Consider the following 25,491-nt stretch of genomic DNA (forward strand, 5'->3'; position numbering starts at 1 on the left):
TCTCAGGTCAACCCGTAGCGGGCGAGCCGCGCGGCCACCCGCGCCTCGCGGGCCAGGGCCTCGGCCTGATCGGCCGGGCGCGCGCGCTGGCGCATCCAGGCCAGGGCCTCGACCTCGGCCCGGGCGGCGCCGAGGCCGCTCCGGCGCAGGATCGCGACGGCGATGCGCTCGCGCTCCCGGGGCGGGAACCACGCGAACGCCATCCGCAGGGACGGCAGCGCCCGCAGGAAGTCGTCGTCGCCCCAGGCCGCCACCAGCCCCTCGACGGACGCCAGGGTGGCGTCGGCGGCGATCTCCTCGCGGGCGAGGGCGAACAGGCCGGCGAGGAAGTCGCCGAGCGTCGCGGGCAGGCCGAAGCGGCGCAGCCGGGCGAGGGCGGCCTCCGGGTCCGATCCGGCCGCGCCGCAGGCGACCCGGAAGCCGAGCGCCGCCCCCGCGAGGGCCGGGGGCGTCTCCGGGTCGGCGAGGCGCCGGCCGAGCATGGCGGCGAAGGGCGCGCGCAGGTCGTCGAGGCCCGGCACCTCCGCGCCGGCCTCGCGGAACAGGTCGCGGCAGGCGAGGACCAGGGGGATGGCGCCGAGCCCCGCGCGCGGCTCGCGGATGCCCTCGAGAACGAAGAGCGCCCGGGCCGCCAGGACGGCGCAGAGGCGGGCGAGGGCCGGCCGCGCCGGCGCGAAGGCGTCGCCGAACCGGTACAGCCGCACGATCCCGGCCCCGGCGGCGCCCAGGGCCGCGGCGTCGTGCGCCGCCGCGATGCCCGCACTGAGGCGGGCCAGCATCTCGCCCTCCAGGGTGAGGCCGGCGAACAGCGCGTCGGACAGGGCCCGGGTGAGGACACCGAGGGCGTCGGGCGCCGCCTCGACCCGGGCGGTGATCCGGGCGGAGGCGGCCATCTCCAGGGTCCCGCCCCAGAGCGAGGCCTCGATCAGGGCGCCCAGCCAGTGCGGGTGGCGCGCGAGCGTGAAGCGCTCCCGCGGCAGGCCGGGCTCGGCCCGGTCCGGCCCCTCGCGGGCGATCCCCGGCAGCCCGAGCAGCACCAGCCGGTGCAGCAGGTGCGCCCGCGCCCGGTCGGCCGGCTCGGCCCAGTCGAGGTCGACGTGGCGGCGCACAGGCCCCGGCTCCAGGTCGGCGGCGCGCAGGCGCTCGGCGACGTCCGCCACGAGGGGCGGCTGCCGGGTGCCGGGGGCGAGGCGTCCCTCGCGCCGGCCGGTGAGCGCCCGCAGCATCGCGGCGAGCGCGGGGTGGCCGGGCGCGGCGCCGCCGGCCGCCCAGGCGGGCGGGCGGTCGAGGGCGTCCTTCACCAGGGCGGCGAGGGCCGCGTCGATCAGGTCGGCGCGCAGGATCGCGGGATGGGCGCGCAGCCGGGCGAGGGCCTCGGCGTGGACCCGCCAGGCGACGCGGTCGGCGGTGGAGACGACCTGCCCGGCCTCGCGCAGGGCCGCGGTGATCGCCGTCATCGCCCAGTCGGCCGCGGGGGCGAGGCCGGCGGAGGCGACGCGCTCGTAGTAGCCCGGCGCCGGCATGCCGGCCGCGTAGCCCGAGAACCGGTCGAGCCGGGGATAGGCGTAGGGCACCAGGTAGCTGCCGGTGCGCAGGTCCGGCCCCGGCGGCGCCGGCTCGGGCCGGGTCCCGTCCGCCCGCGCGGCGTGGCGCCGGACGGCGTCCGCGTGCCAGCCGCCGCAGACGAGGACGACCGGCCGGTCGCCGGCCGCCCGCAGGGCGTGGGCCGCGTAGGCGCCCATGAAGCGCTCGCGGGCCTCCTCGGCGGGATCGTCCGTGCCCGGCGGGCGCAGCAGGGCGAAGTAGCGGTCGAGCCGGGCCGGCAGCTCCGCCTCGGGCGCCGCCTCGGCGAGGACGTCCCAGAGGGCGTCCTGGTCGGCGACGCCGAGGGCGGCGGCGAGCGCCCGCTCGGCCGCCTCCGCACGGGCCCCGTGCGGGTCGGCGTAGCGGTTGGCGCGGCGCCCGAAGGCCGGATCCCAGGCCGGCAGGTCGCAGAACAGCGTCCGCGCACCCACCGCCCGGCCCGCCTCCAGGGCCTGCCATTCCGGCGAGAAGGCGCAGAACGGCGTGTAGGAGGCGGCGCTGCCCGCCGCGTCGGCCCGGAACGAGAAGATCGCCACCGGCAGGTCGTGACCGAGGGCGAGGTCGGGCAGGTGCGGGTTGAAGTCGACCGGCCCCTCGATCAGCACGCAGGCAGGCCGCAGCGCCGCGATCGTGCGCCGGACGAGCCCGGCGCAGGCCGGGGAATGGTGGCGCACGCCGATGACGGTCAGGCGGCCGGGATCCGGCGCGGGACCGCTCATTGCGGAGTTCATTGCGGGGTGAGGAGGTGCCGCGCCGCGTAGAACTCCCGCCACGCCGCGCCGGAGCGGCGGCTGACGCGCTGGTCGAGGTAGCGGCGCAGGCGGGCGAGATCCTCGGCGTCGTCCTTGGCGGCGGTGCCGGCGAGGCAGGCGACGATGTCCTCCGGCTGGCCGGCGTCACCCCGCAGGAAATGGGCCTTCACGCCGATGGCGTGGGCGACGCTGACCGCCTCCGCGGTGCTCATCACGGACGAGAGCCGCTCCATGCCGGTGCCCTCCGTGTCCACGGCCTCGCGCAGCTCCCGGAAGCAGGTCACGAGCAGTTCGAGCACCTCCGGATCCGGGGCGCGGGGCACGCCGGAGCGGGCGAGCAGCGCGGTGGCCTCGCGCTGCACCAGGGCGAGCTCGGCCTCGAGATCGGCGATCGGGAACACGGTCTCGAAGCCGAACCGGCGCTTGAGGGCCGCCGACATCTCGTTGACGCCCCGGTCGCGGGTGTTGGCCGTGGCGATCAGGTTGAAGCCCTCCCGGGCGTAGACCATCCCGTCCGCGCCGGTGAGTTCGGGCACCGCGAGCACCCGGTCGGACAGGACCGAGAGCAGGCTGTCCTGCACCTCCAGCGGGCAACGGGTCAGCTCCTCGAAGCGGACGATCCGCCCCTCGCTGAGGCCGGTATGGAGGGCGCCCGGGACCAGGGCGCGCGGACTCGGCCCCTCGGCGACGAGCAGCGCGTAGTTCCAGCCGTAGCGAATCTGGTCCTCGGTCAGCGACGCGCCGCCCTGGATCGTCAGGGTCGAGCACCCGCTGATCGCGGCCGCGAGGAGCTCCGAGAGCAGGCTCTTGGCGGTCCCGGGCTCGCCGATCAGCAGGAGAGCGCGGGAGGTGGCGAGGGTGACCATGGCCCGCTCCACCAGGGCCGGGGCGCAGACCACCTTGGCGGGGGTCGCGCCGTCGCCGCAGATGAAGCGCCGGACGGCCTGGAGCGAGAGCTGCCAGCCGGGCGGCCGCGGCGCCGTATCCTCGGCGCGCAGGCGCGCGAGCTCCGCCGCGTGGACGTCCTCGGCCGGGGGTCTCTGACGCGCCTCGCGCCCGCCGCCCGCCCGCACCGCCTTCGCCATGCACCCGCCCCTGCCGTCGCGCCGACTCGGTCGACGTGTCCTGCGATCGGCAGATCATGCCCCGGCACGCGCGGGTCTCTCAAGCGGTTCCGCCTATCCGCGATCCCGTCGCCAAGCATTGGCGGCCCAGCCGCGGGCATTCACCGGTCCGGGCGATCCGGCGGACGATCAGGATCGGGCTAGTCCCGAAGACGGCCTACATCGACACCAAGCACAGCGTCAGGATCGCGACCTCGAAGACGATCCATCCGCCGAAGACGACGACCAGCTCCCAATCGGTTCTCTCTCCAGTCTTAGCCAAAGCGTACATGTTCGACCTCCTCGCGGAGCCCGATAGGCCGCAAGCGAATTCAGTCACCACGATGAAATGCAACGCGAATGAATATTTAAACAGGTTCTGCAACGGATTGCAATTGTCCGCGCCCGCGCGAGCGCGAACATAAATCAATACATTGCCATAGAAATGCGCTCCCGCCTGCTTCGACGCGGAATTATCGCATCGCAGCAAGTATTGTCCCGCAACGCGCCGCCCGCGCCGGACCGATCCCGGTGGCGTGAACGGGATCCGTCCGGCCGCGTTGCCCCGATACGCCCGAAGAGGCGGCCTGGGGAAACGTTCGAGGGTTCGCACATGAAGACGTTGATCAGCCTGACCGTCGCCGGCCTCCTGGCAACGGGCGCGGCCGCCACGGCCGCGGAGAATACCGGTCCCCGGATGCAGGGCTCGCCCAACGCGGCCGGCTACACGGGCAAGGGCGAGACGGGCAAGGGCGAGACGACGGGCACCACGACCGGATCTCCGGGCTCGGAGATGCCGAAGCAGGATGGCCGGATGAAGGGGCCGCCGAACGCGGCCGGCTTCCAGCCGGGCGGCAGCGACGCCGGCGCGGCCGGAGCCTCGGGCCGTCGCTGATCGGGTCCTGGCCCCGGCGTCGCGATCGATGCCGGGGCCCCGGCATCGATCGGCCTCGACGGCGGCCGAACGGGCTGCGCAACGCGGAAAGCCCCCGGAGACACGGCGCGCGCAACGACATCCCCGCCACGGTGACGGCGATCGAGCGCGGAGATGTGATGGCCCGGATCGAGGTGGAGCCGGTCGGCACCGCCCACCGCGTGGCCTCGGTCATGAGGGTCGACTCGCTGGAAGAGCCGGACCGCCCCAGGAGGGCGACACCGTCCACGCGCTCGCCGAGGCGGTGCGCGCTGCTGGTGAAGCCGCAGCCGCCGGGCGCGGGGCCGCGGTCATCCCGCCGTCATCCCGTCGTCATCGGGCTGGCCTAGGGCGGCGCCTCCCGCTCACCCGACCGGCTGCGCTCACCCGATGGATTGGTTCGACCTGCCCGAAGACACCCGCCCGTCATCGCCGGCCGACGAGAGCCGGATGCGGCTCTACATCGCCGTGGGGCTGATCGGCATCGGGGCCCTCGGGATGGTCGGCGGGATGCTGCACATCCTCCCCGCCTGACGAAGGGCGCGGCGGCGGCGCGGGCGCCGTCAGGCCGCACGGTCCGTCAGCGGCTCGGCCCCGACCGCGCTCCGGACGGCGGGTCCGGCGCGCCCGAACCGCGCGTAGAGCGCGGGCAGCACCACCAGGGTCAGGAGCGTCGCGCTGATCAGGCCGCCGATCACCACGGTGGCGAGCGGCCGCTGCACCTCGGCGCCGGTGCCGGTGGCGAGCGCCATCGGCACGAAGCCCAGGGAGGCGACCAGCGCGGTCATCGCCACCGGCCGCAGCCGGGTGAGGGCGCCCTCGCGGATCGCCGCCCGCAGCGGCCGCCCCTCGGCGACGAGCTGCTTGATGAAGGTCAGCATCACGAGGCCGTTCAGGACCGCGACGCCCGAGAGGGCGATGAAGCCCACCGCGGCCGGCACCGAGAGCGGCATCCCCCGCAGCCACAGGGCCGCGAGGCCGCCGGTGAGCGCCAGCGGCACCGCGCTGAACACCAGGAGCGCGTCCCGCGCGCTGCCCAGCGCCGAGGTGAGCAGCAGGAAGATCAGGAAGAAGCACACCGGCACCACCACGGTGAGCCGCGCCTGAGCCGAGGCGAGGTTCTCGAACTGGCCGCCCCAGGTCACGGAGGCGCCCGGCGGCAGGGTCACCTGCGCGGCGACCTTCCCCTGCGCCTCCGCCACCAGCGAGCCGATGTCGCGCCCGCGGACATTGGCGGTGACCACGACCCGGCGCCGGCCGTTCTCGCGGCTGATCTGGTTCGGGCCCTCGCTCACCGAGAACTGCGCCACCTGCCGCAGGAGCACAGAGGCGGCCCGGCCGTTCGCGCCCGGGGGGAGGGGGACGGGCAGGTTCTCCAGAGCCTCCCGGTCCTCGCGGACCTGGTCGGTCAGGCGCACGACGATCGGCACGCGCCGGTCGCCCTCGAACACGACCCCGGCGTCCCGGCCGCCCATGGCGGCGCCGATCACGTCCTGGATCGCCCCCGTGCTGAGGCCGAGCCGGGCCGCCTCGGTCCGGTCGATCCGGATCTCGAAGACCGGCAGGCCGGCGATCTGCTCGACCTTCACGTCGTCGGCCCCCGGGATCCCGCGCAGGATCGCGGCGATCCTGTTGGCGGTCTCCAGCATCGGCTCGAAGGCGTCGCCGAACACCTTCACGGCGAGGTCGCCCCGGGTCCCGGCGAGCAGCTCGTTGAAGCGCAGCTGGATCGGCTGGGAGAACTCGTAGACGTTGCCGGCGAGCTCGCTCAAGGACGCCTCGATCTGCTCCTGCAGTTCGGCCTTCGACAGGCCCGGGTCAGGCCACTCGGCCTGCGGCTTGAGCATCACGAAGGTGTCGGAGGAATTCGGCGGCATCGGGTCGGTGGCGACCTCGGCGGTGCCGGTCTTCGAGAACACGTAGGCGACCTGCGGGAACTTGGCGATCACCCGCTCCACCTTGAGCTGCATCGCCTGCGACTGGGTGAGGGAGGTGGACGGGATCCGGGTGGCGTTGAGGGCGATGCTCTTCTCGTCGAGCTGCGGGATGAACTCGGTCCCGAGCCGGGTGGCGAGCAGGCCGGCGCCCGCGAGGAGGAGCAGCGCCGCCCCGACGAACGGGGTGGGCGTCCGGATCGCCGCGGCGAGGACGGGCCGGTAGACCGCCTTCAGGCCCCGGACGAGGGGGTTCTCCGCCTCGGTGACCCGGCCGGTGAGGGCGACGGCGATCAGGGCCGGCACGAAGGTCAGCGACAGCACGAAGGCCGCCGCCAGGGCGAGGATGACGGTCAGCGCCATCGGCTGGAACATCTTGCCCTCGACCCCCGTCAAGGTCAGGAGCGGGACGTAGACCAGCATGATGATCGCCTGCCCGTAGAGGGACGGCTTGATCATCTCCTCGGCCGAGTCCCGCACCGTCTCCAGGCGCTCCTCCAGCACGAGCGGCCGCCCGATCGCGCGCTGCCGCTCGGCGAGGTGGCGGAGCGCGTTCTCCGTGATGATCACCGCCCCGTCGACGATGAGCCCGAAATCCAGCGCTCCGAGGCTCATCAGGTTGGCCGAGATCCTGCCCTCGACCATGCCGGTCACGGTCATCAGCATGGCGACCGGGATGACCAGCGCGGCGATCAGCGCCGCCCGGATGTTGCCGAGCAGCAGGAACAGGACGACGATCACGAGGGCCGCGCCCTCCGCGAGGTTCCGGCCCACCGTGCGGATCGTGGCCTCGACGAGCCGCGTCCGGTCGAGGACGGTCTGGACGACGATGCCGGGGGGCAGGGCCCGCCGGATCTGGTCCATGCGGGCGTCGACGGCGGCCGCCACCGTGCGGCTGTTCTCGCCGATCCGCATCAGGGCGGTGCCGATCACGGTCTCCTGCCCGTTCTCGCTCGCCGAGCCGGTGCGCAGGTCGCGCCCGATCCGCACCGTGGCGACGTCGCGGATCCGCACCGGCACGCCGCCGCGGCTCGCCACGACCACGTCGGCGATCGCCTCCGGGCTCTCCAGGCGGCCGGCGGCGCGGACCACGTAGCTCTCGCCGTTATCCTCCAGGTAGCGGGCGCCCTGGTTGGCGTTGTTGGCCTGGAGCGCCCGGGCGACGTCCGAGAAGGAGAGGTCGAGGGCGGTCAGCTTCGTGGGGTCCGGCTGGACGTGGTACTGCTTCTCGAAGCCGCCGATCCCGTCGACGCCGGCGACGCCCGGGACGGACTTGATCTGCGGCCGCACGATCCAGTCCTGCACCGTACGCAGGTAGGCGACCTGCTCCAGCTCCGTCCTGAGCGCCTGGCCCTCCGGGGTCCGGTAGCTCCCGTCCGGCTGCCAGCCCGGCCGGCCCGCCGGCACGGTCGCGCGCGCGGCCGGGGGCGCGTACTGGACGGACCACATGTAGATCTCGCCGAGGCCCGTGGAGATCGGGCCCATCCGCGGCTCGACCCCGGAGGGCAGGTCCTCCCGCACCTGGGCGATGCGCTCGGCGACCTGCTGGCGCGCGAAGTAGATGTCGAGGGACTCGGCGAAGACCGCGGTGATCTGCGAGAAGCCGTTGCGCGAGAGCGAGCGGGTGTACTCGAGGCCTTTGATGCCGGCGAGGGCCGTCTCGACCGGGTAGGTGACCTGCCGCTCGACGTCGGCCGGCGACAGGGACGGGGCCAGGGTGTTGATCTGGACCTGGTTGTTGGTGATGTCGGGCACCGCGTCGATGGGCAGCCGCGTGAGCGCGGCGGCGCCGAACCCCGAGGCCAGCAGCACGAGGAGCAGCACCAGCCAGCGCTGGCGGACCGAGACGGCGAGGATGCGGCTGATCATCGTCCGTCTCCTCAGTGGTCGTGGCCGGCGTCGGCCTTGCCGAGCTCGGCCTTCAGCAGGAACGCGTTGCCGACCGCGATCTCGGCGCCGGGCTGGAGCCCGGCGGTGACCTCGTAGGCCTCGTCGTCGGACCGGCCGAGGGTGACCGGCCGCTTCTCGAACCCCTCGGCCGTGCGCACGAAGACGGCGCTCCGGCCCTCGATGGTCTGGACGGCCGCCTTGGGGATCCGGACCGGGACCGCGTCCTGCGCGATCTCGACTTCGGCGGTCACGAAGGTGCCGGGCCGCCACGCGAGGTCGGGATTCGGCAGGGCGACCACCACGCGGGCCGAGCGCGTGTCGGGGTTGAGGAAGGGGCTGACGAAGATCACCCGGCCCTCGGCCCGGCGCTCGGCCTCGCCCGTCCGGCCGGGCGTGACCGTCACGCGGGCGCCCTCCCGCACCTGGGCGAGGTCGAGGGTCGGCACCGACAGCTCGATCCAGACCGTGGAGAGGTCGGCCACCGTGTAGAGGTCGGCCGGATCGCCCTCCTTGCCGACCGCCGTTCCGACATCGACCTTGCGCTCGACGATGCGCCCGGCGAGCGGCGCCCGCAGGGGGTAGCGGCGCAGGGTCGACTGGTTCGGCGTGGCCTCGTCGCGCTTCTGCGCGGCCGCCACCTCGGCGGCGTCGAGGCCGAGCGCCGACAGCTTCTGGCGGGCGAGGTCGACCCGGAGCCGGTTCTCCAGATAGGCGGCGCGGGCGGTCTCGAAGGCCGCCTCCGAGGCGCTGCGCGAGGCGAGCAGCTTCTGCTGGCGCTCGAAGTTGATCGTCTGCAGCTCGGCCTGGACCTGGGCGGTGAGGTACTCGCTCTTGGCGTCGGCGACCTCGCGGCTGTCGAGGATGGCGACGACCTCGTTCGTCTGCACGGCGTCGCCGAGGCGCTTGCGCATCTCGGCCACGGTCCCGACCACCCGGGCCGGGACCCGGGCGATCCGGTCGGTGTCGGGCGTGATCGTGCCGGGGACGAGGAGGTGGCGCGCCAGCGTGCCGCCCCCGACCGTCCGCGTGACGATGTCCTGGCCGGCGACTTGGTCGGGCCGCATCCGGATCGTGCCCCGCTCGTGGGCCTCGTCGGCGCCGTGCGCGTGGCCGTGCGCGTGGTCGTGCGCGTGGCCGTGGTCGGCGTGATCGTCGCCCGCGTGCGGATCGGGCGCGGCCTCCGGCCGGCCCGGTGCGGCGGCCGCGGCGCGATGATCGGGATCGTCGGCCGGAGGGCGGGCGAGCCCGGCGGCCGCGAGGGTCTGCCAGAGACGGTCGGGCAGGGTGGGGACGGCGGGAACGGCGGAGCCGAGGGCGAAGCCGGCGGCCAGAAGTGCCGCGGCGGCGGCCACGGACGGGACGATGCGCATGGGGAAGCTGCTCGGCCGGGACGGCGGGGTGCCGCGCGCGGCGGTCCCGGGAGGTCCCGTTCAGGTGACACGTGAGGGCGAACCCGGAGCCTGTTCGGAATCCGGGCGGAGCGCCGCCCGCGGGCGGCGTCAGCTCACGCGCGCGGGGGCCGCGGCAGCCGGTCGGGACTCACGGAGGGGCGGCCCTGGGCGAGCGCGCCCGGCCGCAACCGGCCCGGGGCGGCCGGGGGCGCGATCTCGGTCGCCTCCAGGCGGGCCGCCTGATGGCAGCCGCAATGGAGGTGCTCCGAGAGGCCGGGATCGACGGTCGCGGGGGCCGCCGGCGCGTCGAGGGCCGGGCCCTGGCTCCGATCGTGATGGCCGCCCGCGTGGAAGGCGAGATCCGCCGCGAGGCCGACGCCCGGGGCGGCGACGGTCAGCGCCAGGACGAGCGCGAGCGTGCGGGCGACGAGCGCCCACCAGCGCCGCGCCCCGGCCGGGCGCCTATGCCGAACCCCGAAGGTCATCGCGGCCCTTATGGTCCATCCGACGCCGGGGGCACAAGGTCCGGGTTCCGGCCCCGGACCCGCTCAGGCCGCCAGCTTGAGGACCCACTGGTAGAAGTCGGTCCAGGTCTCGGCCTGGGCCGGCGGCTCCGCGGCCGGGAACCGGGCGGGCTCGGCCGCGGCCTGGGCGCGGACATCCCGGGGGGCGCAGCCGAACTCGGCGCGGAAGGCCTGGGTGAAGTGCGCGGGGCTCTCGAAGCGCCAGCGATACGCCACCTCGGAGATGCGGGCGAAGCGCCCGTCGCCGGCGGCGAGGTCGCGATAGGCGCGGGCGAGCCGGCGCTGCCGGATGTAGCCGGACACGCCGCCGAGGGGGACGAACAGCCGGTAGAGGGCGCTGCGCGAGACGCCGAACCGCAGCCCGATCGTCTCGGCGGACAGGTCCGCGGAGGCGAGCTCGGCCTCGACGAAGCGCCGGATCGCGACGAGCAGCGGCGCCCGCTCGGGCGGCTGCGTGCCGCCCTCGTCCTGCGGCAGGCCCAGGGTCGCCGCCCCGAGCAGTGCGGCAGTGGCCTCGGCCGCCGCCGCGGCCTCCGGCTCCGAGAACCCCGTCGCGTGCGCGCTCAGGGAGCGCAGGTGGTCGTTGAGCATCCGGCCGAACGGGGTCGCGCCCCGGATCACCGACCCGTGCAGGGCGTCGAGGGCGCTCTGCCGGGCTCCGAAGAGCGGGCGCGGCAGCACCACCGTGATCGCCTCGTAATCCGTGGAGGCCGCGGAGAGCGGCTGCGACAGGTCGAACAGGCAGATGTCGCCGGGGGCGCAGTCCCGCTCCCGGCCGCCGATCGTGACCCTCGACTGCCCGGAGACGCGCATGTGGGCGACGATGTGATCGACGCCCATCCGGGCGGTCAGGGCCCGCGCGCGCACGAACTGGAGCCCGGAGGCGCGGGCGCTGCAGACGATCGCGGTGCCGAGGTGTCGGACCCGGGACTGCCCGCGGAAATCGGACAGGTCCTCCCGGCGGATCGTGAAATCCCAGAACGGCGCGACGGCGTCGCGCCAGTCGTCGGCCTGACGAGGGCCCGGGCTCTCGCCCGTGAGCTCCAGGATCGGTTTCGGTCGCATCGCCCGTGTCGGTCCCGACCGGGCGCGGCCCGGTCACGCCGACAGTATGGCGATTCTGCCTGCCCAGAAAAGTGGCACTCCGTTCCAATCACCGGACTCTGGGCCGCGCCCCGTCCCGGCGGGGTCGGCAAGGGCCCGGAAACAGAACGTCCCGCAGGCCGGGTGGCCGCGGGACGGAGAGTTGCACGGTTGTGAGGATCGGGGGCTTCGATCCTGACGGTTAACCGACCGTTACCGGCCGCTCGGGGCCGCGCCGCTGCCGGTGGCGCCGTTGCCGGTGCTGTTGTCGCCCGCGGGAGCGCCGGGGGACGAGGTGTTGCCATTGGGCGTGCTCTGCGCGGCGGCCATCCCGGCGCTCCCGGCGACGAGGGCGAGGGCGAGCAGGGCGGACTGGACGGTGCGGCTGGTCATGGCTCTCCTTGTATCCCGATCGGGTTCTCGACGTGGGTTCTCGCCGTGCCGGCCCGTGCCGGCGTTGGCTGGAGAACCGCCGCCCGGCGCCCCCGTTCCCGCCGGGGCAGAGCCGGCGCGAATCGGCCGCAGCCGCCCACGGCCGTTCGTCGGGAACACCCGCGACTCCCCCGAGCTTGTCCGAGAGTCGAGACTGGGGGCGTGGCGTGAAGGTGTTCCGGATCATGCAGGCGGCGACGGGCGCAGTTCTCTGGAGCGGCGCTGCGCTCGATCCCCTGGCGGCCCTCGACGCGATGGCGCGCGCCGCCGGCTTCCGCGACCGCACCCGGATCCCGGACCACCTGCGGGCCGGCGGCCTCCACGTCGAGGAACTGCGGGCCTGATCCCGCCGCGCCGGCGGACCCATCCGGAGGGAGACCATGACCAAGCTGTTCATCGCGCAGGTGCGCGACGGGGGCGGCGAGCGGCCGCTCGTGACGGTCCGGGCCGAGGCCGAGGGCGAGGCGCGCCTGTTCCTGTCGGCCGCCTATCCGGAGGCCGAGATCGCCCACGTCGCCGAGCCCGGCGACTGGACGAGCGACGCCGATACCGGATCCCGGGCCGGGGACATCCGCGAGCATCCCGGCGTCGCGTGGCAGGCCCCGTCCAGCCTGGCGGGCTGAGACGCGCCCCCCGGGCCGCCCAGCCCATCCCGGCCGCCTGAACCGGTGTGGACCGGGGAGAAGTGGCGAGAAGCGGGGAGAACCGGGCGGTGCGGACAATTGGAGCGACGCCGTTCACGGGTCCCTAGGGGCGCCGCACCGAAGGTGCCGCATGCGTTCCGCCGATCCGACCCCGCGCCTGTTCGCGGCCGCGGCCGCCCTCACCGGCACCGGGATCCTGATGTGCCGGACCGAGCCGTCCGGGGACGGGATCCTGATCGGCCTGTTCTGCCTCGGGCTCTGGGCCCTCGGGACCCTCGCGGCCCGGTCGGAGCGCCCGGTGCGGCCCGCGCCGGCGAGGCGGCCCATCGTGCTGGAGGCGGTCGTCGTCGAGACACCCCGGTCACCGCCGGAGCTTCTGCCCGCACCGCGTCCCGCGGCGGCCCGGGACCGCGCCCCGGCGGGATTCGCCCGGCTGCCGGAGGTTCCGACGCACCGGCAGCGCGTGGTCGAGCGCTACACGCGCAGGCGCGGCTAGCCGCAGTCGAACACGCCCCGCTTGGCTGTCGGCCACGGTCGCGAGCTTCTGCCGCACCGCCGATCCCGGTCTCCCCGCGTTGCCCGCAGCCACTCAGGAGATCAGCATGGCCGACAAGTCCGCCGACACGTCAAACGTGACGACCTACACGGTGAAGCAGGCCCTGGCCGCGAAGGTGGCCGACCAAATCGAGATCGCGGTCGAGGCGCAGGACGGCACGAAGCTCAAGCTCGTCGCGACCGCCGACCAGCTCGACGCCCTCGTGGGCGACCTGGAGACGATCCTGGACGCCGACGACGCGGAGGGCGAGGCGGCCTGAGCGGAGCGCGGGCGGCTCCGACCGCCGGACGACGGCCGCCCGCGCACGCCGCGCGGGCGGCCCACGGGGGCGCTCGGGGCAAACGCGTGAGGCGCCGCGCGCGAGGCGCCGCGCGAGATCGCCCCGGGCCGGACGAATCTGGTATGGATCGCGCTCGACGCGTCGAACCGAGGAGGGCCGGATGTTTCGCGGCGTGCCCGCCATCCGAACCGGCACAGGGCCGGCCCCGTGACCGGACGGGACAGCGCCATGGCTCCGCCCGAGACCACCGCGCCCTACCGGCTGCAATGCATGATCCACCGCGAGAGCGCTGGCGGCATCATCATCCACGACGAGCAGATTGCCGGCCCCCTCGAGGAGGCGGCGGTCGCCGCCGCGAAGGCCCGCTTCGCGGCGCTGCGTGCCGGCCGCGCGGGCTCGGCGGCCCTGCGGGATGCCGCCGGGCGCGTCGTCTGGTCGGCCCGGCAGGACGCCGCGACGCCCGGCACCGCGGGATCCGCCTCCCGGTAGGTTCCCGTCAGGTGAGGTGGCGCGGCTCCAGATCGATCACCGGGCCACCGAGGTCGAGGAACTCGTCCTCGTACGGGAGCGCCTCGTCCGGTTCCTCGGCCTCGCGCCGCCCGAACGGGATGAGCGCGGACAGGATTCCGAGGCAGAGTGCGCCGGCGACGAAGGCAATCAGGATCGCGATGCTCATGGCGGAACACTCGGGCGCGGCCGGCGGCGGAATCAGGCCACCGGCAGACTAAGGCCCGGTTCCCGGGCGCCGCAATCGAAATCGCCGCCGGTTCGGTCCCGATCGCCCCACCGGCACCGCGGGCGCGCCCGAGCGGGCGCCGCAGGATCGCCCCCGCGATCTCCGGGAGGACCGGGCGATTCGAGGGCTTCACCGCGGCGTCGCCACCTGGTCCTTCTGGCGGTCGACCGCGTCGCGGACGCCGCGGCCGGCCATGAGGATCTCGGTCATGAACGCCGCGATCGCCGCGACGGTGCAGACCAGCGCCGCCCCGAAGCAGGCGAACAGGACGGACGCGGTCGCCGCATCGCGCAGCGCGCCGACGAACAGCGTGAGCACGGCCAGACCGATCAGGCCGCCCGCCAGCGAGGCCAGGACCACCGCCACGTCCAGCACGAAGGAGCGCCGTCGCAGGAAGGTCAGGCGGCGGGCGAGGCGAGCGGCCTCGGCGTCCGTCGCCCGGGCGGCCTCCGCCGAGAGGCTGTCGACCTTGTCGGAGATCCGGCCGAGGCGGGTCGAGAACACGTTGAGCAGCGTCGCCAGCGCCGAGAGCAGGAAGGCGGGCGCGAGCGCCACCTGGATGATGTGGGCGATGCTGTCCGGTTCGGTGGCGCTGAGGGAGAAGCCGAACATCGGCGGGCTACGCGCGCGGACGCGTCAAGCGCCGCCCCCGCCGGTGACCGGGCCGGACGGCCGCGCGGCGGCGCGACCGATGCGGACCCGGGGCGTCACCACAGGAGGCCTTCCGCCTGCAGCCCGGCCACCAGCAGGAACAGCGCCGAGAGGAACGCCACCGCGAGATACGGGGCCGGCGTGTCGGTCATCGAGGCCTCCCGGCCGGCGCGGGGCCGACACCGTCCATCCGGACCCGGAGGGCCGGCATCGAAGGCAGCGCGACGGGGTGCATGCGCGTCTCCTGAGATCTCCACCGACGACGAGGCCGGCACATAGGGCCCGCGGCGCACCGGAAAAGCCGCGACGGCCGCGCCGCCCGGCCGTGGCGGCGTCTTCTCCACAGGCCGGGGGAACGGCGCCGCGCCGGCGCCGTTCCCCCGCGAGATCTGCCGCTCCCCAGGACATCGATCCGGCACGGGCCGGGCGACAAGACCCGGCGGCGCAGGATCAAGACTCGGACGGGACCGGACGCAGGATACATCTGCGCGGATCCGCGACCGGCATCGCGAATAGGCGCGGCGCAGGTGCGCGGACGCGTCCAGACCCTCTGCGATACGGGACCGGATCGCACGAGATCTGCGGCACAGCCCGCAGCCGCGGGCCGGGGCATCGGCGGGAACGGCCGTGAATTAATGTTAACCGCTCGCGGGATCGCGAGCGGGCTTGCGGGGCGCCGGCCGGTAGGATTTATTAAACCTCGAAGCTTCCTGGTTGGTCCTGGGAACGTTCACCGACAAACTGAAGCCCCGTCCGCCCCCCGCGCGACGGGGCATTTTGTTTCCGGAAACACTCGGATACAAATCCTCTTCTTGGCTTTGACCGGTCGATTTCGCGATGTGCTCCAGCGCACCCGGCCGTTTCGACGCCGAGGACCCGATTCCGGGCTGTTGCAGCGATGCACTATCGCCCCGGCGCATCCTGGCGTTCTGTCCGCCCCGCACACATCCCGTCCAACGGGAGACAGAGGACCAGATGATCAAGAAGCTTCTGCTCGCGAGCGCCGCCACGGCCCTCCTGACCGGCGCCGCCTCGGCCGCCGACCTGCCGCGCCGCGCCGCCCCGCCGCCGGTGTTCACCCCCGTCCCGGTCTTCACCTGGACCGGCGCCTACTTCGGTATCAACGCCGGCTACGCCTTCGACGCCAGCAGCAACAACACCAACAGCTTCGGCGTGCCCGCCCCCTACGGCAACGGCACCACCGCCTTCTTCAGCCAGCGCAACCAGGAAGGCTTCACCGGCGGTGGCCAGGTTGGCTACAACTTCCAGTTCACCCCCGGCTCCGGCATCGTCGTCGGTGTCGAGGCCGACGCCCAGTACCTCGACTTCGGCCGCAGCCGGAACAACGCCTTCCTCGTCGGCCCGCTCGCTCCCGGCTACTACGTGACCGACCCGCGCGGCCTCTCCAGCCTCGACTTCTTCGGCACCGTGCGCGGCCGCATCGGTTACGCCTTCGACCGCGTGCTGTTCTACGGCACCGGCGGCTTCGCCTACGGCTCGGGCAGCGCCGACCGCTCCTTCGGCGGCTTCGCCGGTAACGACAGCTTCCGCACCGGCTACGCCGTCGGCGGCGGCATCGAGTACGCCCTGCCCACCGACTCGTTCCTGAACTTCTTCCGTTCGAACGCCGTGACGCTCAAGGTCGAAGGCCTGTACGTCAACCTCGACCGCAACACCCGCAACCAGGGTGCGTTCGTCATCAACGCCGCCAACAACTTCCCGGTGGTGTACAACAACATCGGCCGCCGCGACGACGAGTTCGCCGTCATCCGCGCCGGCCTGAACTACAAGTTCGGCTCGTACTGAGAAGCCCGCGCGTCGACGCCCCCCGCGCCGCGGGGGGCTGCGTCCCGCTCACCGGGATGGCGCGCGAGCCTCTGGACAGGCCGCACCCTCTCTCGACCTGAGCATCCCCAGCCCGATCAAACTGGCCGCTTGAGCCGAGGAGCGTCCCGGGAGCCATTCCCGGGACGTCTTGCGTCGGGGCGACGGCCCGCCGCGCCACGCCTCAGGCGTGGACCGCGTGCTCCAGCTGCGCCTTCGACATCCGCGACCGGCCGGGCACGTTCTGCGCCCGGGCCTTGCGCATGAGTTCGGCCTTCGTCGTCTCCGACTTTCCGCCCCCCTTGCCGCCCCCCTTGCTGCCGCCCTTGCCGGACGCCTTGGCGGACTTGCCGTCGTCGCGCGCCGCGGCGGCCTTCTCGGCGGCCGCCTTCGGCTGCTTCGAGAACTGTTTGCCCTTCCGGGTATCGGCGCGCTTCTTGGCCGTGCTGGCGGCGTATTCCTCGTCGGTCAGGCTCTCGCGGGCCTTCTTGGGCAGGTAGCGCTCGCCGGTCTTGCCGCTCTCCTTGCCCGACTTCGTGCCCCATTCCTCGTCGGTCCACTGCTGGAGATGGTTGTCGGCCGCCTTCTTGCCGGCGTAGCCGCCACCTTCCTTCTTGTATTCGGCAGTCGCGATCTGCGCCTTGCGCGCCGACCACTGACCAGGCTTCCCGCCCTTCTCGGACTTCGTGACCCGCGTCTTCACCTTGTCCCAGAGTTTGGGGTCGGTCTTCTTGGCGGTTCCTGACATCGGCGCCTCGTGAAAAAGATTTGGCAGACAACACGAGCCCCGCGGCCGTGTTCCTGCGGCGCGTTCGCCCAATTCGCGCCGCCCCGCACGCGAGGCCCGCTGCCGCCGCGACTGGGGCCGCCGGATACGCCGGGCGCCTGACGGGTTGGCCCTCAGGGGATCGGCCGCGTGGTCCGATCCGCCGGGGGCTCCGTCGCGGCACGCGGCGGCGCCCGGAAACCAGGTCCATCGCGAGGGATGCAGCATGGCCGACGCGCCGGACGACACCCAGGCCGAGCGGATGCCGCGCGGCGAACCGGAGCGCGCGGGCTTAGCCGAGAGCCCCCGCGACACCGCCACCGGCACGGTCAGGCCGCAGGACGGCCCGATGGAGCGGGCCGGCACCGAGAAGGAGGAGGCGCGCCGGGGCGGGACCAGCCTCGGCGCGGAGCGCGACCGGCCGGGCGGCGGGCGCTGAGCGCCGCCGACGAGACAGCCCACGAGAGAGGAAGACGCAGCATGCGGATCCGGCACAAGCCCCTGCGCGAGCAGGTGATCGTCATCACCGGCGCCTCCAGCGGGATCGGCCTCGCCACGGCCCGGGCGGCCGCTCGCCGCGGCGCCCGCGTCGTGCTGGCGGCCCGGAACGGCGCCGCCCTCGAGGACATCGTCCGCGACATCCAGGAGCGCGGCGGCGAGGCCCGGGCCGTGGTGACCGACGTGTCCCGCCGCGAGGATGTCGAGGCGCTGGCCGCCGAGACCGTGCGCGCCTACGGCGGCTTCGACACCTGGGTCAACAACGCCGGTCTCTCGATCTTCGGCCGCCTCGAGGAGGTCTCGGACGCGGATCACCGCCGGCTGTTCGACGTCAATTTCTGGGGGATCGTCTACGGGTCGACCGTGGCGCTGCAGCACCTGAAGAAGGCCGGCGGCGCGCTGATCAACCTGGGCTCCGTCGCGTCCGACCTCGCCTTGCCGATCCAGGGCATGTACTCCGCCTCCAAGCACGCGATCAAAGGCTTCACGGACGCGCTCCGGATGGAGCTTCAGGAGGAGGGTGCCCCGGTCTCGGTGACGCTCATCAAGCCGGCCTCGATCGACACGCCGTTCCCCGAGCAAGCCCGGAACTACATGGCGCAGGCGCCCAAGCTGCCGCCACCGGTCTACGCCCCCGCGGACGTCGCGGAGGCCATCCTGTACGCCGCGGAGCACGGCCCCCGCGACCTCTATGTCGGCGGCGGCGGCAAGCTGATGAGCGCGATGCGCAAGCGGGTGCCCGCGGTGACCGACTGGATGGGCGCGCAGGTGATGTCGCGGAGCCAGACCGCGGGCGTGGCCGGCAGGCAGCGGGACGGCGCCCTCCACGCGGCCGGCCGTGACGGCGCCGTGCGGGGCGGCTCGCCCCACCACGTCATGCGCAGCGCCTACACCCGGGCCTCGATCAACCCGGCCCTGACCGGGATCCTGCTGGCGGGGGCCACGGCCGCCGCGGCCGCGCTCCTGGGCCGTGCCGACCGCCGCTAGGACGCCGCTGCGGCGCCCGCTCCCGCGCGGGCGCCGGCCGGACTGTTTGTTTCTAGACGATGATAGCGGAGGTCAGCCCACATTCAGGCCCGAAGACCATCCTAGCCGGGTCTTGCGCCGGGCCGAACCGGCGCGAAACCGAGCAGAAGGTCTGATGATGATGCACGTGAAGATGATCGCGGCCGCCGCGGCTGTCGTCGGCGGCCTCGGCCTGGCCTCCGCCGGCGCGGCGCCCCTGGCGCCCGCCGGCGCCGATACGATCACCGGCCCCGCCGCGGTCAGCACGGTCGCGTTCGGCTGCGGCCCGGGCTGGGCGCCCGGCCCGTACGGACGCTGCCGGCCGATGTACCGGCGGCCGCGCTTCTACGGCCCGCGCTGCTTCTTCCGTCCGACCCCGTGGGGTCCGCGGCGCATCTGCCGCTAGGGACGCGCAGGCACGCGTCCCGACGCGAGGGTCCGGCGCCGAACCGTGACACGGCCCGCGGGTTGATCCAGGGGCAGGCCCCGTCTCCGAGGAGGCGGCAGCCTGCCCCTTCCCGTTGGCGGCGCGGCGGGCGGGATCGGGCGGCGGGACGGCGCGTCCGCCCCCCATCCGTTCCGGCCTCCGGCGGTGCCGGGGACCCCACGCCCGGGACCGCGCACGGTCCCGCTCCGGTTGGACATGACCATGGCCCAGGATCAGAGCGGCGGCGCGAACCCCACGGCGGCGGAGCGGGCGACGGCCGAGCGCGTCGCCCGCAAACGCCTCGGCCCGGACGGCTGCCCGGAGCCGGGGCCCGACCCCCGATCGCCGACCGGACAGGCCAGCGGGATGAAGGCCGCGGGGCCGGACCGCCGGGCCGCCGTCCGGCCCCGCGGCGGCCGCTAGCGGCGCCCGACGGGCCGAGACGCGCGCGAACGTGCTCGTGCCCGGCTGCGGGAATAAAGCCCGCCGCCGCCCGGTTCCCGATTGTGTGGCACAAGGCTGCAGGCAGGAGCACCAGGGCGGGACCCCATGGCTTCGCAGGCTCTCGACGGGCCGGGCCCGGCCCGGCCGCCGGCATGACGACCCTGGCGCGGGCGCGCTTCAGCCAGCTCGTTCTCCCGCGCCTGGACGAGGGCTACCGGCTCGCGCACTGGCTCACCGGCAACGCCACCGACGCCGAGGACGTGATGCAGGAGGCGTGTCTGCGCGCCTACCGGGCGATCGAGGGGTTCGCCGAGGGCAATGCCCGGGCGTGGTTCCTGACCATCGTCCGCAACACCGGCTATTCCTGGCTGCAACGGCACCGGCCGCGGGCGGTGGTCTTCGCCGACGACCTCGCCCCCGAGGCCCGCGCCGAGCTGGAGATCGGGGGCGCCCTGACCGAGGCTCCGGAGACGCCCGAGGCGACCCTCATCGCCCGCGACGATGCGGGGCAGCTCGCCCGGGCCGTCGAGGCCCTGCCGGTGGCCTTCCGCGAGGCGCTGGTCCTGCGCGAGTACCACGGCCTCAGCTACCGGGAGATCGCCACGGTGACGGGGGTCCCGATCGGGACCGTGATGTCGCGCCTCGGCCGCGCGCGGCAGCACCTGCTTGCACGGCTCGCGAGGGACGGGCGATGACCGACGACGAGACCCTCCTGCTCCTCAGCGCCTACGCGGACGGCGAGCTGTCGCCCGGCGAGGTCCTGGCCATGGAGCGCCGTCTCGCGGCGGACCCCGATGCGCGGGCCCTGGCGGAGCGCCTCCACACCCTGTCCGGCACCCTGCGCGAGACCCTCGCGGGGCCGCCCGCCCCGGAATCCCTGCGGGCGCGCGTGGTCGAGCAGGTCGGCTTCTCCGACCCGCCCCCGTCCCGCGGCCGCTTCGGAGGCGCGCTCGGGTCCTGGCCCGAGACCTGGCTCGAATCCTGGCTCAAATCCTGGCGCGGATCCCGGCAGGCACTGGCCGCGACGCTGCTCGTCGGTCTCGTCGGCGGGGCCGCGCTCGGCGGCGGGGCCGTCTATCTCGACCGCCCCGGCGGCGCCCCGGATACCGGCGCGGCCGTGCTCGCCGGCCACCTCCGCGGCCTCGCGGCCCCCCAGCCCTTCGACATCGCCTCCTCGGACCGGCACGTGGTGAAGCCCTGGTTCAACGGCCGGACCACCCTCGCGCCCGAGGCGCCGGACCTGTCCGACAAGGGCTTCCCGCTGGTCGGCGGCCGGGTCGACATCGTCGGCGGCGCGCCCGTGCCGACGCTGGTCTATCGCCGCGACCGGCACGTCATCAGCGTCACGGTGATCCCGGCCGCCGACGGTCCCGGGGCCGGCGAGGAGCGGCGCGACGGCTCGACGATCGAGCGCTGGCGCCTCGGCGACCTCACCTACTGGGCGGTCTCGGATCTCAACCGGCGCGACCTGCGCGCTTTCGCCGACCTGTTCCAGTCCCGGACCGGGGCCCCGCCCGGATAAGGCGGGAATAACGGCCGTCAATGCCGGGTTATTACTGATATCGTGATGTCGATCCGGCGAGGATCCCAGCGTGATCAGTCAATCACACCTGAACACCCGCAGAGCCGAAGCACGATCCGAGATCGGCCCCGCGCCGGAGCGGCGGTCCCTGGCCGGCGCCGCCCCGGCCTTCCCGGACCTGTCCCTCGTGGAGGCGGCGCTCCATCTCCTGGCTGAGCATCTCGAGCAGGGGCTGGCGGTGACCGACCGGTACGGGCGGGCCCATTTCCTGAACCGCGCCGCGCAGGCCTTCGTCGCGCGCGGCCTGCTGTGCCTCGAGCAGGGCGGCCTGCGCGGCGCGGCGCCCGAGGACAGCGCGGCGCTGCGCCGGGTCATCGCCCGCTGCGCCGCCGGCCATCGCGGCGGCTCGGTGCGCCTGGAGGGCGCGGGCGGCACGCTCCTGGTCGCCGCCTCGGCGCTTCCCGGCACGGTCGCCGAGGGCGCGGTTCTCCTGCGTCTCACGGACCCCGGGACCCCGCGCCTGCCGGATCCCGGCGTTCTCCAGGACCAGTTCGGCTTCACGCCCGCGGAGGCGGCCCTGGCCGTCGACATCCTGGCCGGAAACGACCTCGCGGCGAGCGCGACGCGCCGCCGGATCACGCGGAACACGGCGCGCGTGCACCTGCGCCACCTGTTCGAGAAGACGGGGACGCGCCGCCAGGCCGAGCTCGTGCGGCTGCTCCTGCTGTGCCCGCAGCCGATCGCGGACGCTTAGGGTTTGGACTCGATCAGCACCAGAAGGCGATGACGGCGGCCAGAGCGAGGGCCGAGGCGTAGTTGCGTGCGAGCTTGTCGTAGCGGGTGGCGATCCGGCGAAAGTCCTTGAGGCGGTTGAAGGTCGCCTCGATCCGCCACCGCTCCCGATAGCGGCTCTTGTCGTGGCGGATCTTCCGCTTGCGGCCGCGCTTGCCCGGGATGACCGGCGTGATGCCGCTCTTGCGGAGGTCAGCGCGCAGCCAGTCGGCATTGTAGCCCTTGTCGGCTGCCAGACGTTGGATCCGGCCTGGCGCTTTGGCCAGCACCGCAGGCGCGGTGGTCACATCGCTGGCGTTGCCGGGCGTTAGCAGGAGGACGCCGGGGCGGCCGAGGACATCAGTGAGCGCGTGGATCTTGGTGGTCTGGCCGCCGCGCGATGGGCCAATGGCCTGCGCCGTCGCCCCCCTTTGCCGCCATGGGCAGAGCGGTGGGCGCGGACGTAGCTGCTGTCGAGGGCAGCCGCATCGCCCGTCCATCCGGCCTTGGCCAGCGCGGCGAGCATGGCTTTCCAGAAGCCGCGCCGCGACCATCGGTTGAAGCGGTTGTAGACCGTGGTCCGCGGGCCGTAGGCGGCCGGGCAATCGCGCCAGCGGCAGCCCGACGTCAGCACGTGCAGGATGCCAGAGATGATCTGCCGGTCGTCCTTGCGCTCGGGTCCGGGCTGATCCTTGGGCATGAACGGTCCGATCACCGCCCATTGCTCATCCGAGAGCCAGAACAGGTCCGCCATCACCGCCTCCAGGCCGCAAAACGGCCGCCTGGAATCACAAAACGACAGACCCCGCAACGGCTTGGTTCGGTTCACACCCTAGCGCGATCCGGCAAAAATATTCGCGCCGCGAGCCACGATTAATCCGAACGGAGGATGCGCACAGTCCACGACAAAGCGACGCTGATCCGGCCGATCGTGGACGAAACACGGATCTCTCGGCGCAACGGAGACTGGATCATGATCCTCTCGTTCCTGAAATCTGCCCGAAAGAGCCGCATCGCGGCGCGAAATCTTCGCATTTTGTCGGCCCTCGACGACGAGATGCTGAGCGACATCGGCCTCGACCGGCGCACGCTCCGCGCCTTCTGCGAGAACGGCTGCTCGCACGTGCCGCCGCCGCCGAGCCAGGCCGAGGCGCCCCGGGTCGTCGCGATGCCCGGAGCGCTCGGGATCGCCTTCCGCTGAACGCCCGCCGCACCGCCCGCCGCGACGCCCCAGGCCCGGCCCGAACGCTCAGATCTCGACGCAGATCTTGCCGAAGTGGCGGTTGCTCTCCTGGTGGCGGAACGCCGCGACGAGGTCGTCGAGGGGGAAGCGGCGGTCGATGACCGGCCGCAGCCCGCAGGCGTCGATGCCGCGGATCATCTCGATCTGGTGGCGCCGGCTGCCGACCAGCACGCCCTGCAGCCGGATCTGCTTCAGGAGCGCCGGCACCAGCGGCAGCTCGCCCGCGACGCCCGAGAGGATACCGATCACCGAGATGTGGCCGGCGACCCGCACGGCGGCCATGGACTGCTCCAGCGTCGCCGGCCCGCCGACGTCGAGGACGTGGTCGACGCCGCGCCCGTCGGTCAGGCGCCGGGCGGTCTCGCCCCAGGCCGGGTCGGCGCGGTAGTTGATGACGTGGTCGGCGCCGAGCCCGCGCAGGCGCTCCAGCTTGGCGTCGCTGGAGGAGGTGGCGATCACCGTGGCGCCCGCCGCCTTGGCGAATTGCAGGCCGAACAGCGACACGCCGCCGGTCCCCTGCACCAGCACCACGTCGCCGCTCTTCAGACCGGCATCGGCGTGCAGTGCCCGCCACGCGGTCAGCGCGGCGGTGGTGAGCGTCGCCGCCTCGGCGTGGTCCCAGCCCTTCGGGGCGCGGGTGAAGGCGGTGGCGGGCGCGGTGACGCGCGCGCGGGCGTAGCCGTCGACCCCGTCGCCCGGCACGGTGGCGAAGCCCTCGACGAGCGGGGTGCCCTCCAGCCAGGTCGGGAAGAACGTGCTGACCACCCGGTCGCCCACGGCGAATTCGGTCATGCCCGGCCCCACGGCCTCGACCTCGCCGGCGCCGTCGGACATCGGGATGCGCGGCTCGCTCGGCCCCCACATCCCGCTGACCACCGCGTAGTCGTGGTAGTTGAGGGAGTTCGCCCGCAGGCGGACGGTGATCGCGCCGGGCCCGGGCTCCGGCACGGGCCGCTCGCCGAAGGTCACCTTGTCGAAGCCGCCGCCGGGCTGGACGATGACGGCACGGGCTGTCGATCCGGTCATGACGCACCTGTCGCTCCGCGGCCTCGGCCGCCGGGGGCGGACACTGGCAGGCCCGGCGCGCCGCGTCGAGACGACGGAGCGGAGCAGTCCGCCGCGGGTGCGGGGGAGGGACCCGCGACAAGGGCCCGCGACAGGGGCCCGCCACCGGCGTCCGCAGCCCTTCCCGCCCTTGCCGCTGTGCCGCGCCGGCGCCAAGGTCACGGATCGCATCCCGTCCGTGGAAGGAGGACACACCGTGTCGACCGAGCGCGTCGTTCTGACCGAAAGCATAGCGCCAACGGCGTCCAAGATCTTCACCCAGGCCGGGATCGGCGCCATCCGGCAACTGCCGCGCGCGGTCAGCCCCGAGGATGCCCGCGATCTGGCCGACGTCACCGTCCTCGGCATCCGCTCGCGCACGCAGGTCACCGCCGCGCTTCTCGACGCCCTGCCCAATCTCGCCGCCATCGGCTGCTTCAGCGTCGGGACCAACCAGGTCGACCTCGAGACGGCGCGCGCCCGCGGCCTGCCGGTCTTCAACGCGCCGTTCTCGAACACGCGCAGCGTCGCCGAACTCACGATCGGCGAGATCGTGATGCTGCTCCGGCGCATCCTGCCGCGCTCGGAATCCGCCCATGCCGGCGGCTGGGACAAGTCGGCCACCGGCGCCTTCGAGGTGCGCGGCAAGACCCTCGGGATCGTCGGCTACGGCAATATCGGCGCGCAGCTCTCGAACCTCGCCGAGGCGATGGGCATGCGCGTCATCTTCTACGATCTCACCGACAAGCTGCGCCACGGGAACACCGAGCCGACCGAGAGCTTCGAGGCCCTGCTCGCCGCCAGCGACGTGGTCAGCCTGCACGTCCCGGAGACGCCGCTGACCCACGGGCTGATGGGCGCGGAGCGGATCCGCGCGATGAAGCCGGGCGCCTACCTGATCAACAACAGCCGCGGCACGGTCGTGGACCTGGACGCCCTCGCGGCGGCGCTGCGCGACGGGCATCTCGCCGGGGCCGCGATCGACGTCTTTCCCGTGGAGCCGACGTCCAACGCCGAGCGCTTCGTCTCGCCCCTGCAGGGCCTGCCGAACGTCATCCTCACCCCCCATGTCGGCGGCTCGACCGAGGAGGCCCAGGATCGCATCGGCGCGGAGGTGGCCCGCAAGCTGGTCGACTACATCCAGACCGGATCGACGCTCGGCGCGGTGAATTTCCCGCAGGTCCAGCTGCCGCCGCGCCTGTCCGGCGCGCGCTTCCTCCACGTGCACCGGAACGTGCCCGGCGTGCTCGGGCAGATCAACGCGATCTTCTCGGGCCGGTCGCTCAACATCGACGCGCAGTACCTGCAGACGGACGGCGAGTTCGGCTACGTCGTGGTGGACGCGTCGGTGCCGCCGGGCGAGGCGGACGGGGTCCTGCACGCGCTGCGGGCCATCGACGGCACCGTGAGGACCCGGCACCTGCGGCCGAAGGCGGGGTAGAGAGCCCGGCCCGCAACGGGGCGCCGGCGCGCG

At 73.8% G+C, this 25,491-nt stretch carries 29 protein-coding genes; 17 read left to right on the forward strand and 12 right to left on the reverse strand.

Going from position 1 to position 25,491, the window contains the following annotated elements:
- Nucleotides 1-2 precede the first annotated feature (2 nt).
- Complete coding sequence (locus tag J3A75_RS11285) at nucleotides 3-2,303, reverse strand: DUF5682 family protein (protein ID WP_245364334.1); 2,301 nt, start codon at nucleotides 2,301-2,303, stop codon at nucleotides 3-5.
- A gap of 8 nt (nucleotides 2,304-2,311) precedes the next feature.
- A complete protein-coding gene (locus J3A75_RS11290) occupies nucleotides 2,312-3,421 on the reverse strand; it encodes an ATP-binding protein (RefSeq protein WP_209650192.1) in 1,110 nt (369 codons plus the stop codon).
- A gap of 631 nt (nucleotides 3,422-4,052) precedes the next feature.
- Between J3A75_RS11290 and J3A75_RS11295 the strand changes: the two genes are divergently transcribed.
- Nucleotides 4,053-4,334 carry a hypothetical protein gene (locus tag J3A75_RS11295; RefSeq protein ID WP_012318383.1) on the forward strand — a complete coding sequence of 94 codons (282 nt, stop codon included), beginning with the start codon at nucleotides 4,053-4,055 and terminating at the stop codon, nucleotides 4,332-4,334.
- 408 nt (nucleotides 4,335-4,742) lie between these two features.
- Nucleotides 4,743-4,886: a hypothetical protein gene (locus J3A75_RS11300; protein ID WP_209650193.1), complete on the forward strand. Its 144-nt coding sequence runs from the start codon at nucleotides 4,743-4,745 to the stop codon at nucleotides 4,884-4,886.
- Nucleotides 4,887-4,915: 29 nt separating this feature from the next.
- On the opposite strand, the gene J3A75_RS11305 is transcribed toward J3A75_RS11300, so the two are convergent.
- The 5 genes from J3A75_RS11305 to J3A75_RS11325 form a co-directional block, all read right to left on the reverse strand.
- Nucleotides 4,916-8,155 carry an efflux RND transporter permease subunit gene (locus J3A75_RS11305; RefSeq protein ID WP_209650194.1) on the reverse strand — a complete coding sequence of 1,080 codons (3,240 nt, stop codon included), beginning with the start codon at nucleotides 8,153-8,155 and terminating at the stop codon, nucleotides 4,916-4,918.
- An 11-nt stretch (nucleotides 8,156-8,166) separates the two neighbouring features.
- On the reverse strand, nucleotides 8,167-9,546 hold the full coding sequence (locus J3A75_RS11310) for an efflux RND transporter periplasmic adaptor subunit (RefSeq protein ID WP_209650195.1): 1,380 nt from the start codon (nucleotides 9,544-9,546) through the stop codon (nucleotides 8,167-8,169).
- Between the two features lie 134 nt (nucleotides 9,547-9,680).
- Nucleotides 9,681-10,052, reverse strand: coding sequence for a hypothetical protein (locus J3A75_RS11315; RefSeq protein WP_012318388.1), 372 nt, complete (start codon nucleotides 10,050-10,052; stop codon nucleotides 9,681-9,683).
- Between the two features lie 63 nt (nucleotides 10,053-10,115).
- Nucleotides 10,116-11,156 (reverse strand): helix-turn-helix domain-containing protein, encoded by a 1,041-nt coding sequence (locus tag J3A75_RS11320; protein ID WP_209650196.1) that lies wholly within the window; start codon nucleotides 11,154-11,156, stop codon nucleotides 10,116-10,118.
- Nucleotides 11,157-11,387: 231 nt separating this feature from the next.
- A complete protein-coding gene (locus J3A75_RS11325; RefSeq protein ID WP_020095106.1) occupies nucleotides 11,388-11,567 on the reverse strand; it encodes a hypothetical protein in 180 nt (59 codons plus the stop codon).
- Nucleotides 11,568-11,743: 176 nt separating this feature from the next.
- Between J3A75_RS11325 and J3A75_RS11330 the strand changes: the two genes are divergently transcribed.
- From J3A75_RS11330 to J3A75_RS11350, 5 genes are all read left to right on the forward strand, one after another.
- The gene (locus J3A75_RS11330) at nucleotides 11,744-11,950 is read left to right on the forward strand and encodes a hypothetical protein (protein WP_209650964.1); all 207 of its coding nucleotides are present in this window, start codon (nucleotides 11,744-11,746) and stop codon (nucleotides 11,948-11,950) included.
- A 36-nt stretch (nucleotides 11,951-11,986) separates the two neighbouring features.
- Nucleotides 11,987-12,229: a hypothetical protein gene (locus J3A75_RS11335; protein WP_012318392.1), complete on the forward strand. Its 243-nt coding sequence runs from the start codon at nucleotides 11,987-11,989 to the stop codon at nucleotides 12,227-12,229.
- 151 nt (nucleotides 12,230-12,380) lie between these two features.
- Complete coding sequence (locus J3A75_RS11340; protein WP_076730238.1) at nucleotides 12,381-12,746, forward strand: energy transducer TonB; 366 nt, start codon at nucleotides 12,381-12,383, stop codon at nucleotides 12,744-12,746.
- 106 nt (nucleotides 12,747-12,852) lie between these two features.
- A complete protein-coding gene (locus J3A75_RS11345; RefSeq protein WP_209650197.1) occupies nucleotides 12,853-13,065 on the forward strand; it encodes a hypothetical protein in 213 nt (70 codons plus the stop codon).
- Between the two features lie 249 nt (nucleotides 13,066-13,314).
- A complete protein-coding gene (locus tag J3A75_RS11350) occupies nucleotides 13,315-13,575 on the forward strand; it encodes a hypothetical protein (protein ID WP_029360827.1) in 261 nt (86 codons plus the stop codon).
- A gap of 7 nt (nucleotides 13,576-13,582) precedes the next feature.
- Here J3A75_RS11350 and J3A75_RS11355 read toward each other — a convergent pair whose 3' ends face one another.
- Nucleotides 13,583-13,762, reverse strand: a complete 180-nt coding sequence (locus J3A75_RS11355) for a hypothetical protein (RefSeq protein WP_024830557.1) — start codon at nucleotides 13,760-13,762, stop codon at nucleotides 13,583-13,585.
- Between the two features lie 189 nt (nucleotides 13,763-13,951).
- Nucleotides 13,952-14,434 carry a DUF2721 domain-containing protein gene (locus J3A75_RS11360; RefSeq protein ID WP_012318397.1) on the reverse strand — a complete coding sequence of 161 codons (483 nt, stop codon included), beginning with the start codon at nucleotides 14,432-14,434 and terminating at the stop codon, nucleotides 13,952-13,954.
- 1,014 nt (nucleotides 14,435-15,448) lie between these two features.
- Here J3A75_RS11360 and J3A75_RS11365 point away from each other — a divergent pair.
- On the forward strand, nucleotides 15,449-16,279 hold the full coding sequence (locus J3A75_RS11365) for an outer membrane protein (RefSeq protein WP_012318399.1): 831 nt from the start codon (nucleotides 15,449-15,451) through the stop codon (nucleotides 16,277-16,279).
- Between the two features lie 202 nt (nucleotides 16,280-16,481).
- Here J3A75_RS11365 and J3A75_RS11370 read toward each other — a convergent pair whose 3' ends face one another.
- The gene (locus J3A75_RS11370) at nucleotides 16,482-17,045 is read right to left on the reverse strand and encodes a hypothetical protein (protein WP_209650198.1); all 564 of its coding nucleotides are present in this window, start codon (nucleotides 17,043-17,045) and stop codon (nucleotides 16,482-16,484) included.
- Between the two features lie 244 nt (nucleotides 17,046-17,289).
- Here J3A75_RS11370 and J3A75_RS11375 point away from each other — a divergent pair, with 244 nt between their 5' ends.
- The 7 genes from J3A75_RS11375 to J3A75_RS11405 all read left to right on the forward strand — a co-directional run bounded on the left by J3A75_RS11375 (nucleotide 17,290) and on the right by J3A75_RS11405 (nucleotide 21,713).
- Entirely contained in the window at nucleotides 17,290-17,502 is a 213-nt protein-coding gene (locus J3A75_RS11375; protein ID WP_012318401.1) for a hypothetical protein, read from the forward strand.
- A 41-nt stretch (nucleotides 17,503-17,543) separates the two neighbouring features.
- Nucleotides 17,544-18,548 (forward strand): SDR family oxidoreductase, encoded by a 1,005-nt coding sequence (locus J3A75_RS11380; protein WP_209650199.1) that lies wholly within the window; start codon nucleotides 17,544-17,546, stop codon nucleotides 18,546-18,548.
- Nucleotides 18,549-18,705: 157 nt separating this feature from the next.
- Complete coding sequence (locus tag J3A75_RS11385; RefSeq protein WP_012318403.1) at nucleotides 18,706-18,972, forward strand: GCG_CRPN prefix-to-repeats domain-containing protein; 267 nt, start codon at nucleotides 18,706-18,708, stop codon at nucleotides 18,970-18,972.
- Nucleotides 18,973-19,215: 243 nt separating this feature from the next.
- A complete protein-coding gene (locus J3A75_RS11390) occupies nucleotides 19,216-19,416 on the forward strand; it encodes a hypothetical protein (RefSeq protein ID WP_245297860.1) in 201 nt (66 codons plus the stop codon).
- 173 nt (nucleotides 19,417-19,589) lie between these two features.
- The gene (locus J3A75_RS11395) at nucleotides 19,590-20,132 is read left to right on the forward strand and encodes a sigma-70 family RNA polymerase sigma factor (RefSeq protein ID WP_012318405.1); all 543 of its coding nucleotides are present in this window, start codon (nucleotides 19,590-19,592) and stop codon (nucleotides 20,130-20,132) included.
- Nucleotides 20,129-20,959, forward strand: a complete 831-nt coding sequence (locus J3A75_RS11400) for an anti-sigma factor family protein (protein WP_076730241.1) — start codon at nucleotides 20,129-20,131, stop codon at nucleotides 20,957-20,959. The genes J3A75_RS11395 and J3A75_RS11400 overlap by 4 nt, the downstream gene beginning before the upstream one ends.
- Nucleotides 20,960-21,029: 70 nt before the next feature.
- Entirely contained in the window at nucleotides 21,030-21,713 is a 684-nt protein-coding gene (locus J3A75_RS11405; RefSeq protein ID WP_209650200.1) for a helix-turn-helix transcriptional regulator, read from the forward strand.
- Nucleotides 21,714-21,726: 13 nt separating this feature from the next.
- On the opposite strand, the gene J3A75_RS11410 is transcribed toward J3A75_RS11405, so the two are convergent.
- Nucleotides 21,727-22,484, reverse strand: a protein-coding gene (locus J3A75_RS11410) for an IS5 family transposase (protein ID WP_209650201.1) whose coding sequence is annotated in 2 segments (ribosomal slippage) — nucleotides 21,727-22,148 and nucleotides 22,148-22,484 — 759 coding nt in all. Because the reading frame shifts where the segments join, the coding sequence is not laid out codon by codon here.
- A gap of 219 nt (nucleotides 22,485-22,703) precedes the next feature.
- Between J3A75_RS11410 and J3A75_RS11415 the strand changes: the two genes are divergently transcribed.
- Entirely contained in the window at nucleotides 22,704-22,931 is a 228-nt protein-coding gene (locus J3A75_RS11415) for a DUF1127 domain-containing protein (protein ID WP_041372544.1), read from the forward strand.
- Nucleotides 22,932-22,979: 48 nt separating this feature from the next.
- Here J3A75_RS11415 and J3A75_RS11420 read toward each other — a convergent pair whose 3' ends face one another.
- A complete protein-coding gene (locus tag J3A75_RS11420; RefSeq protein ID WP_012318409.1) occupies nucleotides 22,980-23,999 on the reverse strand; it encodes a zinc-dependent alcohol dehydrogenase family protein in 1,020 nt (339 codons plus the stop codon).
- 235 nt (nucleotides 24,000-24,234) lie between these two features.
- On the opposite strand from J3A75_RS11420, the gene serA reads away from it, so the two are divergent.
- A complete protein-coding gene (serA, locus tag J3A75_RS11425) occupies nucleotides 24,235-25,458 on the forward strand; it encodes a phosphoglycerate dehydrogenase (protein WP_209650202.1) in 1,224 nt (407 codons plus the stop codon).
- Nucleotides 25,459-25,491 lie beyond the last annotated feature (33 nt).

Source organism: Methylobacterium sp. PvP105, assembly GCF_017876975.1.
GTDB lineage: Bacteria > Pseudomonadota > Alphaproteobacteria > Rhizobiales > Beijerinckiaceae > Methylobacterium > Methylobacterium radiotolerans.

What these genes read in the sequence shown, in the direction of transcription:
- J3A75_RS11285 (WP_245364334.1), bottom strand. Translation starts at nt 2,303, where the DNA reads ATGAGCGGTCCCGCGCCGGATCCCGGCCGCCTGACCGTCATCGGCGTG.
- J3A75_RS11290 (WP_209650192.1), bottom strand. Translation starts at nt 3,421, where the DNA reads ATGGCGAAGGCGGTGCGGGCGGGCGGCGGGCGCGAGGCGCGTCAGAGA.
- J3A75_RS11295 (WP_012318383.1), top strand. Translation starts at nt 4,053, where the DNA reads ATGAAGACGTTGATCAGCCTGACCGTCGCCGGCCTCCTGGCAACGGGC.
- J3A75_RS11300 (WP_209650193.1), top strand. Translation starts at nt 4,743, where the DNA reads ATGGATTGGTTCGACCTGCCCGAAGACACCCGCCCGTCATCGCCGGCC.
- J3A75_RS11305 (WP_209650194.1), bottom strand. Translation starts at nt 8,155, where the DNA reads ATGATCAGCCGCATCCTCGCCGTCTCGGTCCGCCAGCGCTGGCTGGTG.
- J3A75_RS11310 (WP_209650195.1), bottom strand. Translation starts at nt 9,546, where the DNA reads ATGCGCATCGTCCCGTCCGTGGCCGCCGCCGCGGCACTTCTGGCCGCC.
- J3A75_RS11315 (WP_012318388.1), bottom strand. Translation starts at nt 10,052, where the DNA reads ATGACCTTCGGGGTTCGGCATAGGCGCCCGGCCGGGGCGCGGCGCTGG.
- J3A75_RS11320 (WP_209650196.1), bottom strand. Translation starts at nt 11,156, where the DNA reads ATGCGACCGAAACCGATCCTGGAGCTCACGGGCGAGAGCCCGGGCCCT.
- J3A75_RS11325 (WP_020095106.1), bottom strand. Translation starts at nt 11,567, where the DNA reads ATGACCAGCCGCACCGTCCAGTCCGCCCTGCTCGCCCTCGCCCTCGTC.
- J3A75_RS11335 (WP_012318392.1), top strand. Translation starts at nt 11,987, where the DNA reads ATGACCAAGCTGTTCATCGCGCAGGTGCGCGACGGGGGCGGCGAGCGG.
- J3A75_RS11340 (WP_076730238.1), top strand. Translation starts at nt 12,381, where the DNA reads ATGCGTTCCGCCGATCCGACCCCGCGCCTGTTCGCGGCCGCGGCCGCC.
- J3A75_RS11345 (WP_209650197.1), top strand. Translation starts at nt 12,853, where the DNA reads ATGGCCGACAAGTCCGCCGACACGTCAAACGTGACGACCTACACGGTG.
- J3A75_RS11350 (WP_029360827.1), top strand. Translation starts at nt 13,315, where the DNA reads ATGGCTCCGCCCGAGACCACCGCGCCCTACCGGCTGCAATGCATGATC.
- J3A75_RS11355 (WP_024830557.1), bottom strand. Translation starts at nt 13,762, where the DNA reads ATGAGCATCGCGATCCTGATTGCCTTCGTCGCCGGCGCACTCTGCCTC.
- J3A75_RS11360 (WP_012318397.1), bottom strand. Translation starts at nt 14,434, where the DNA reads ATGTTCGGCTTCTCCCTCAGCGCCACCGAACCGGACAGCATCGCCCAC.
- J3A75_RS11365 (WP_012318399.1), top strand. Translation starts at nt 15,449, where the DNA reads ATGATCAAGAAGCTTCTGCTCGCGAGCGCCGCCACGGCCCTCCTGACC.
- J3A75_RS11370 (WP_209650198.1), bottom strand. Translation starts at nt 17,045, where the DNA reads ATGTCAGGAACCGCCAAGAAGACCGACCCCAAACTCTGGGACAAGGTG.
- J3A75_RS11375 (WP_012318401.1), top strand. Translation starts at nt 17,290, where the DNA reads ATGGCCGACGCGCCGGACGACACCCAGGCCGAGCGGATGCCGCGCGGC.
- J3A75_RS11380 (WP_209650199.1), top strand. Translation starts at nt 17,544, where the DNA reads ATGCGGATCCGGCACAAGCCCCTGCGCGAGCAGGTGATCGTCATCACC.
- J3A75_RS11385 (WP_012318403.1), top strand. Translation starts at nt 18,706, where the DNA reads ATGATGCACGTGAAGATGATCGCGGCCGCCGCGGCTGTCGTCGGCGGC.
- J3A75_RS11390 (WP_245297860.1), top strand. Translation starts at nt 19,216, where the DNA reads ATGGCCCAGGATCAGAGCGGCGGCGCGAACCCCACGGCGGCGGAGCGG.
- J3A75_RS11395 (WP_012318405.1), top strand. Translation starts at nt 19,590, where the DNA reads ATGACGACCCTGGCGCGGGCGCGCTTCAGCCAGCTCGTTCTCCCGCGC.
- J3A75_RS11400 (WP_076730241.1), top strand. Translation starts at nt 20,129, where the DNA reads ATGACCGACGACGAGACCCTCCTGCTCCTCAGCGCCTACGCGGACGGC.
- J3A75_RS11415 (WP_041372544.1), top strand. Translation starts at nt 22,704, where the DNA reads ATGATCCTCTCGTTCCTGAAATCTGCCCGAAAGAGCCGCATCGCGGCG.
- J3A75_RS11420 (WP_012318409.1), bottom strand. Translation starts at nt 23,999, where the DNA reads ATGACCGGATCGACAGCCCGTGCCGTCATCGTCCAGCCCGGCGGCGGC.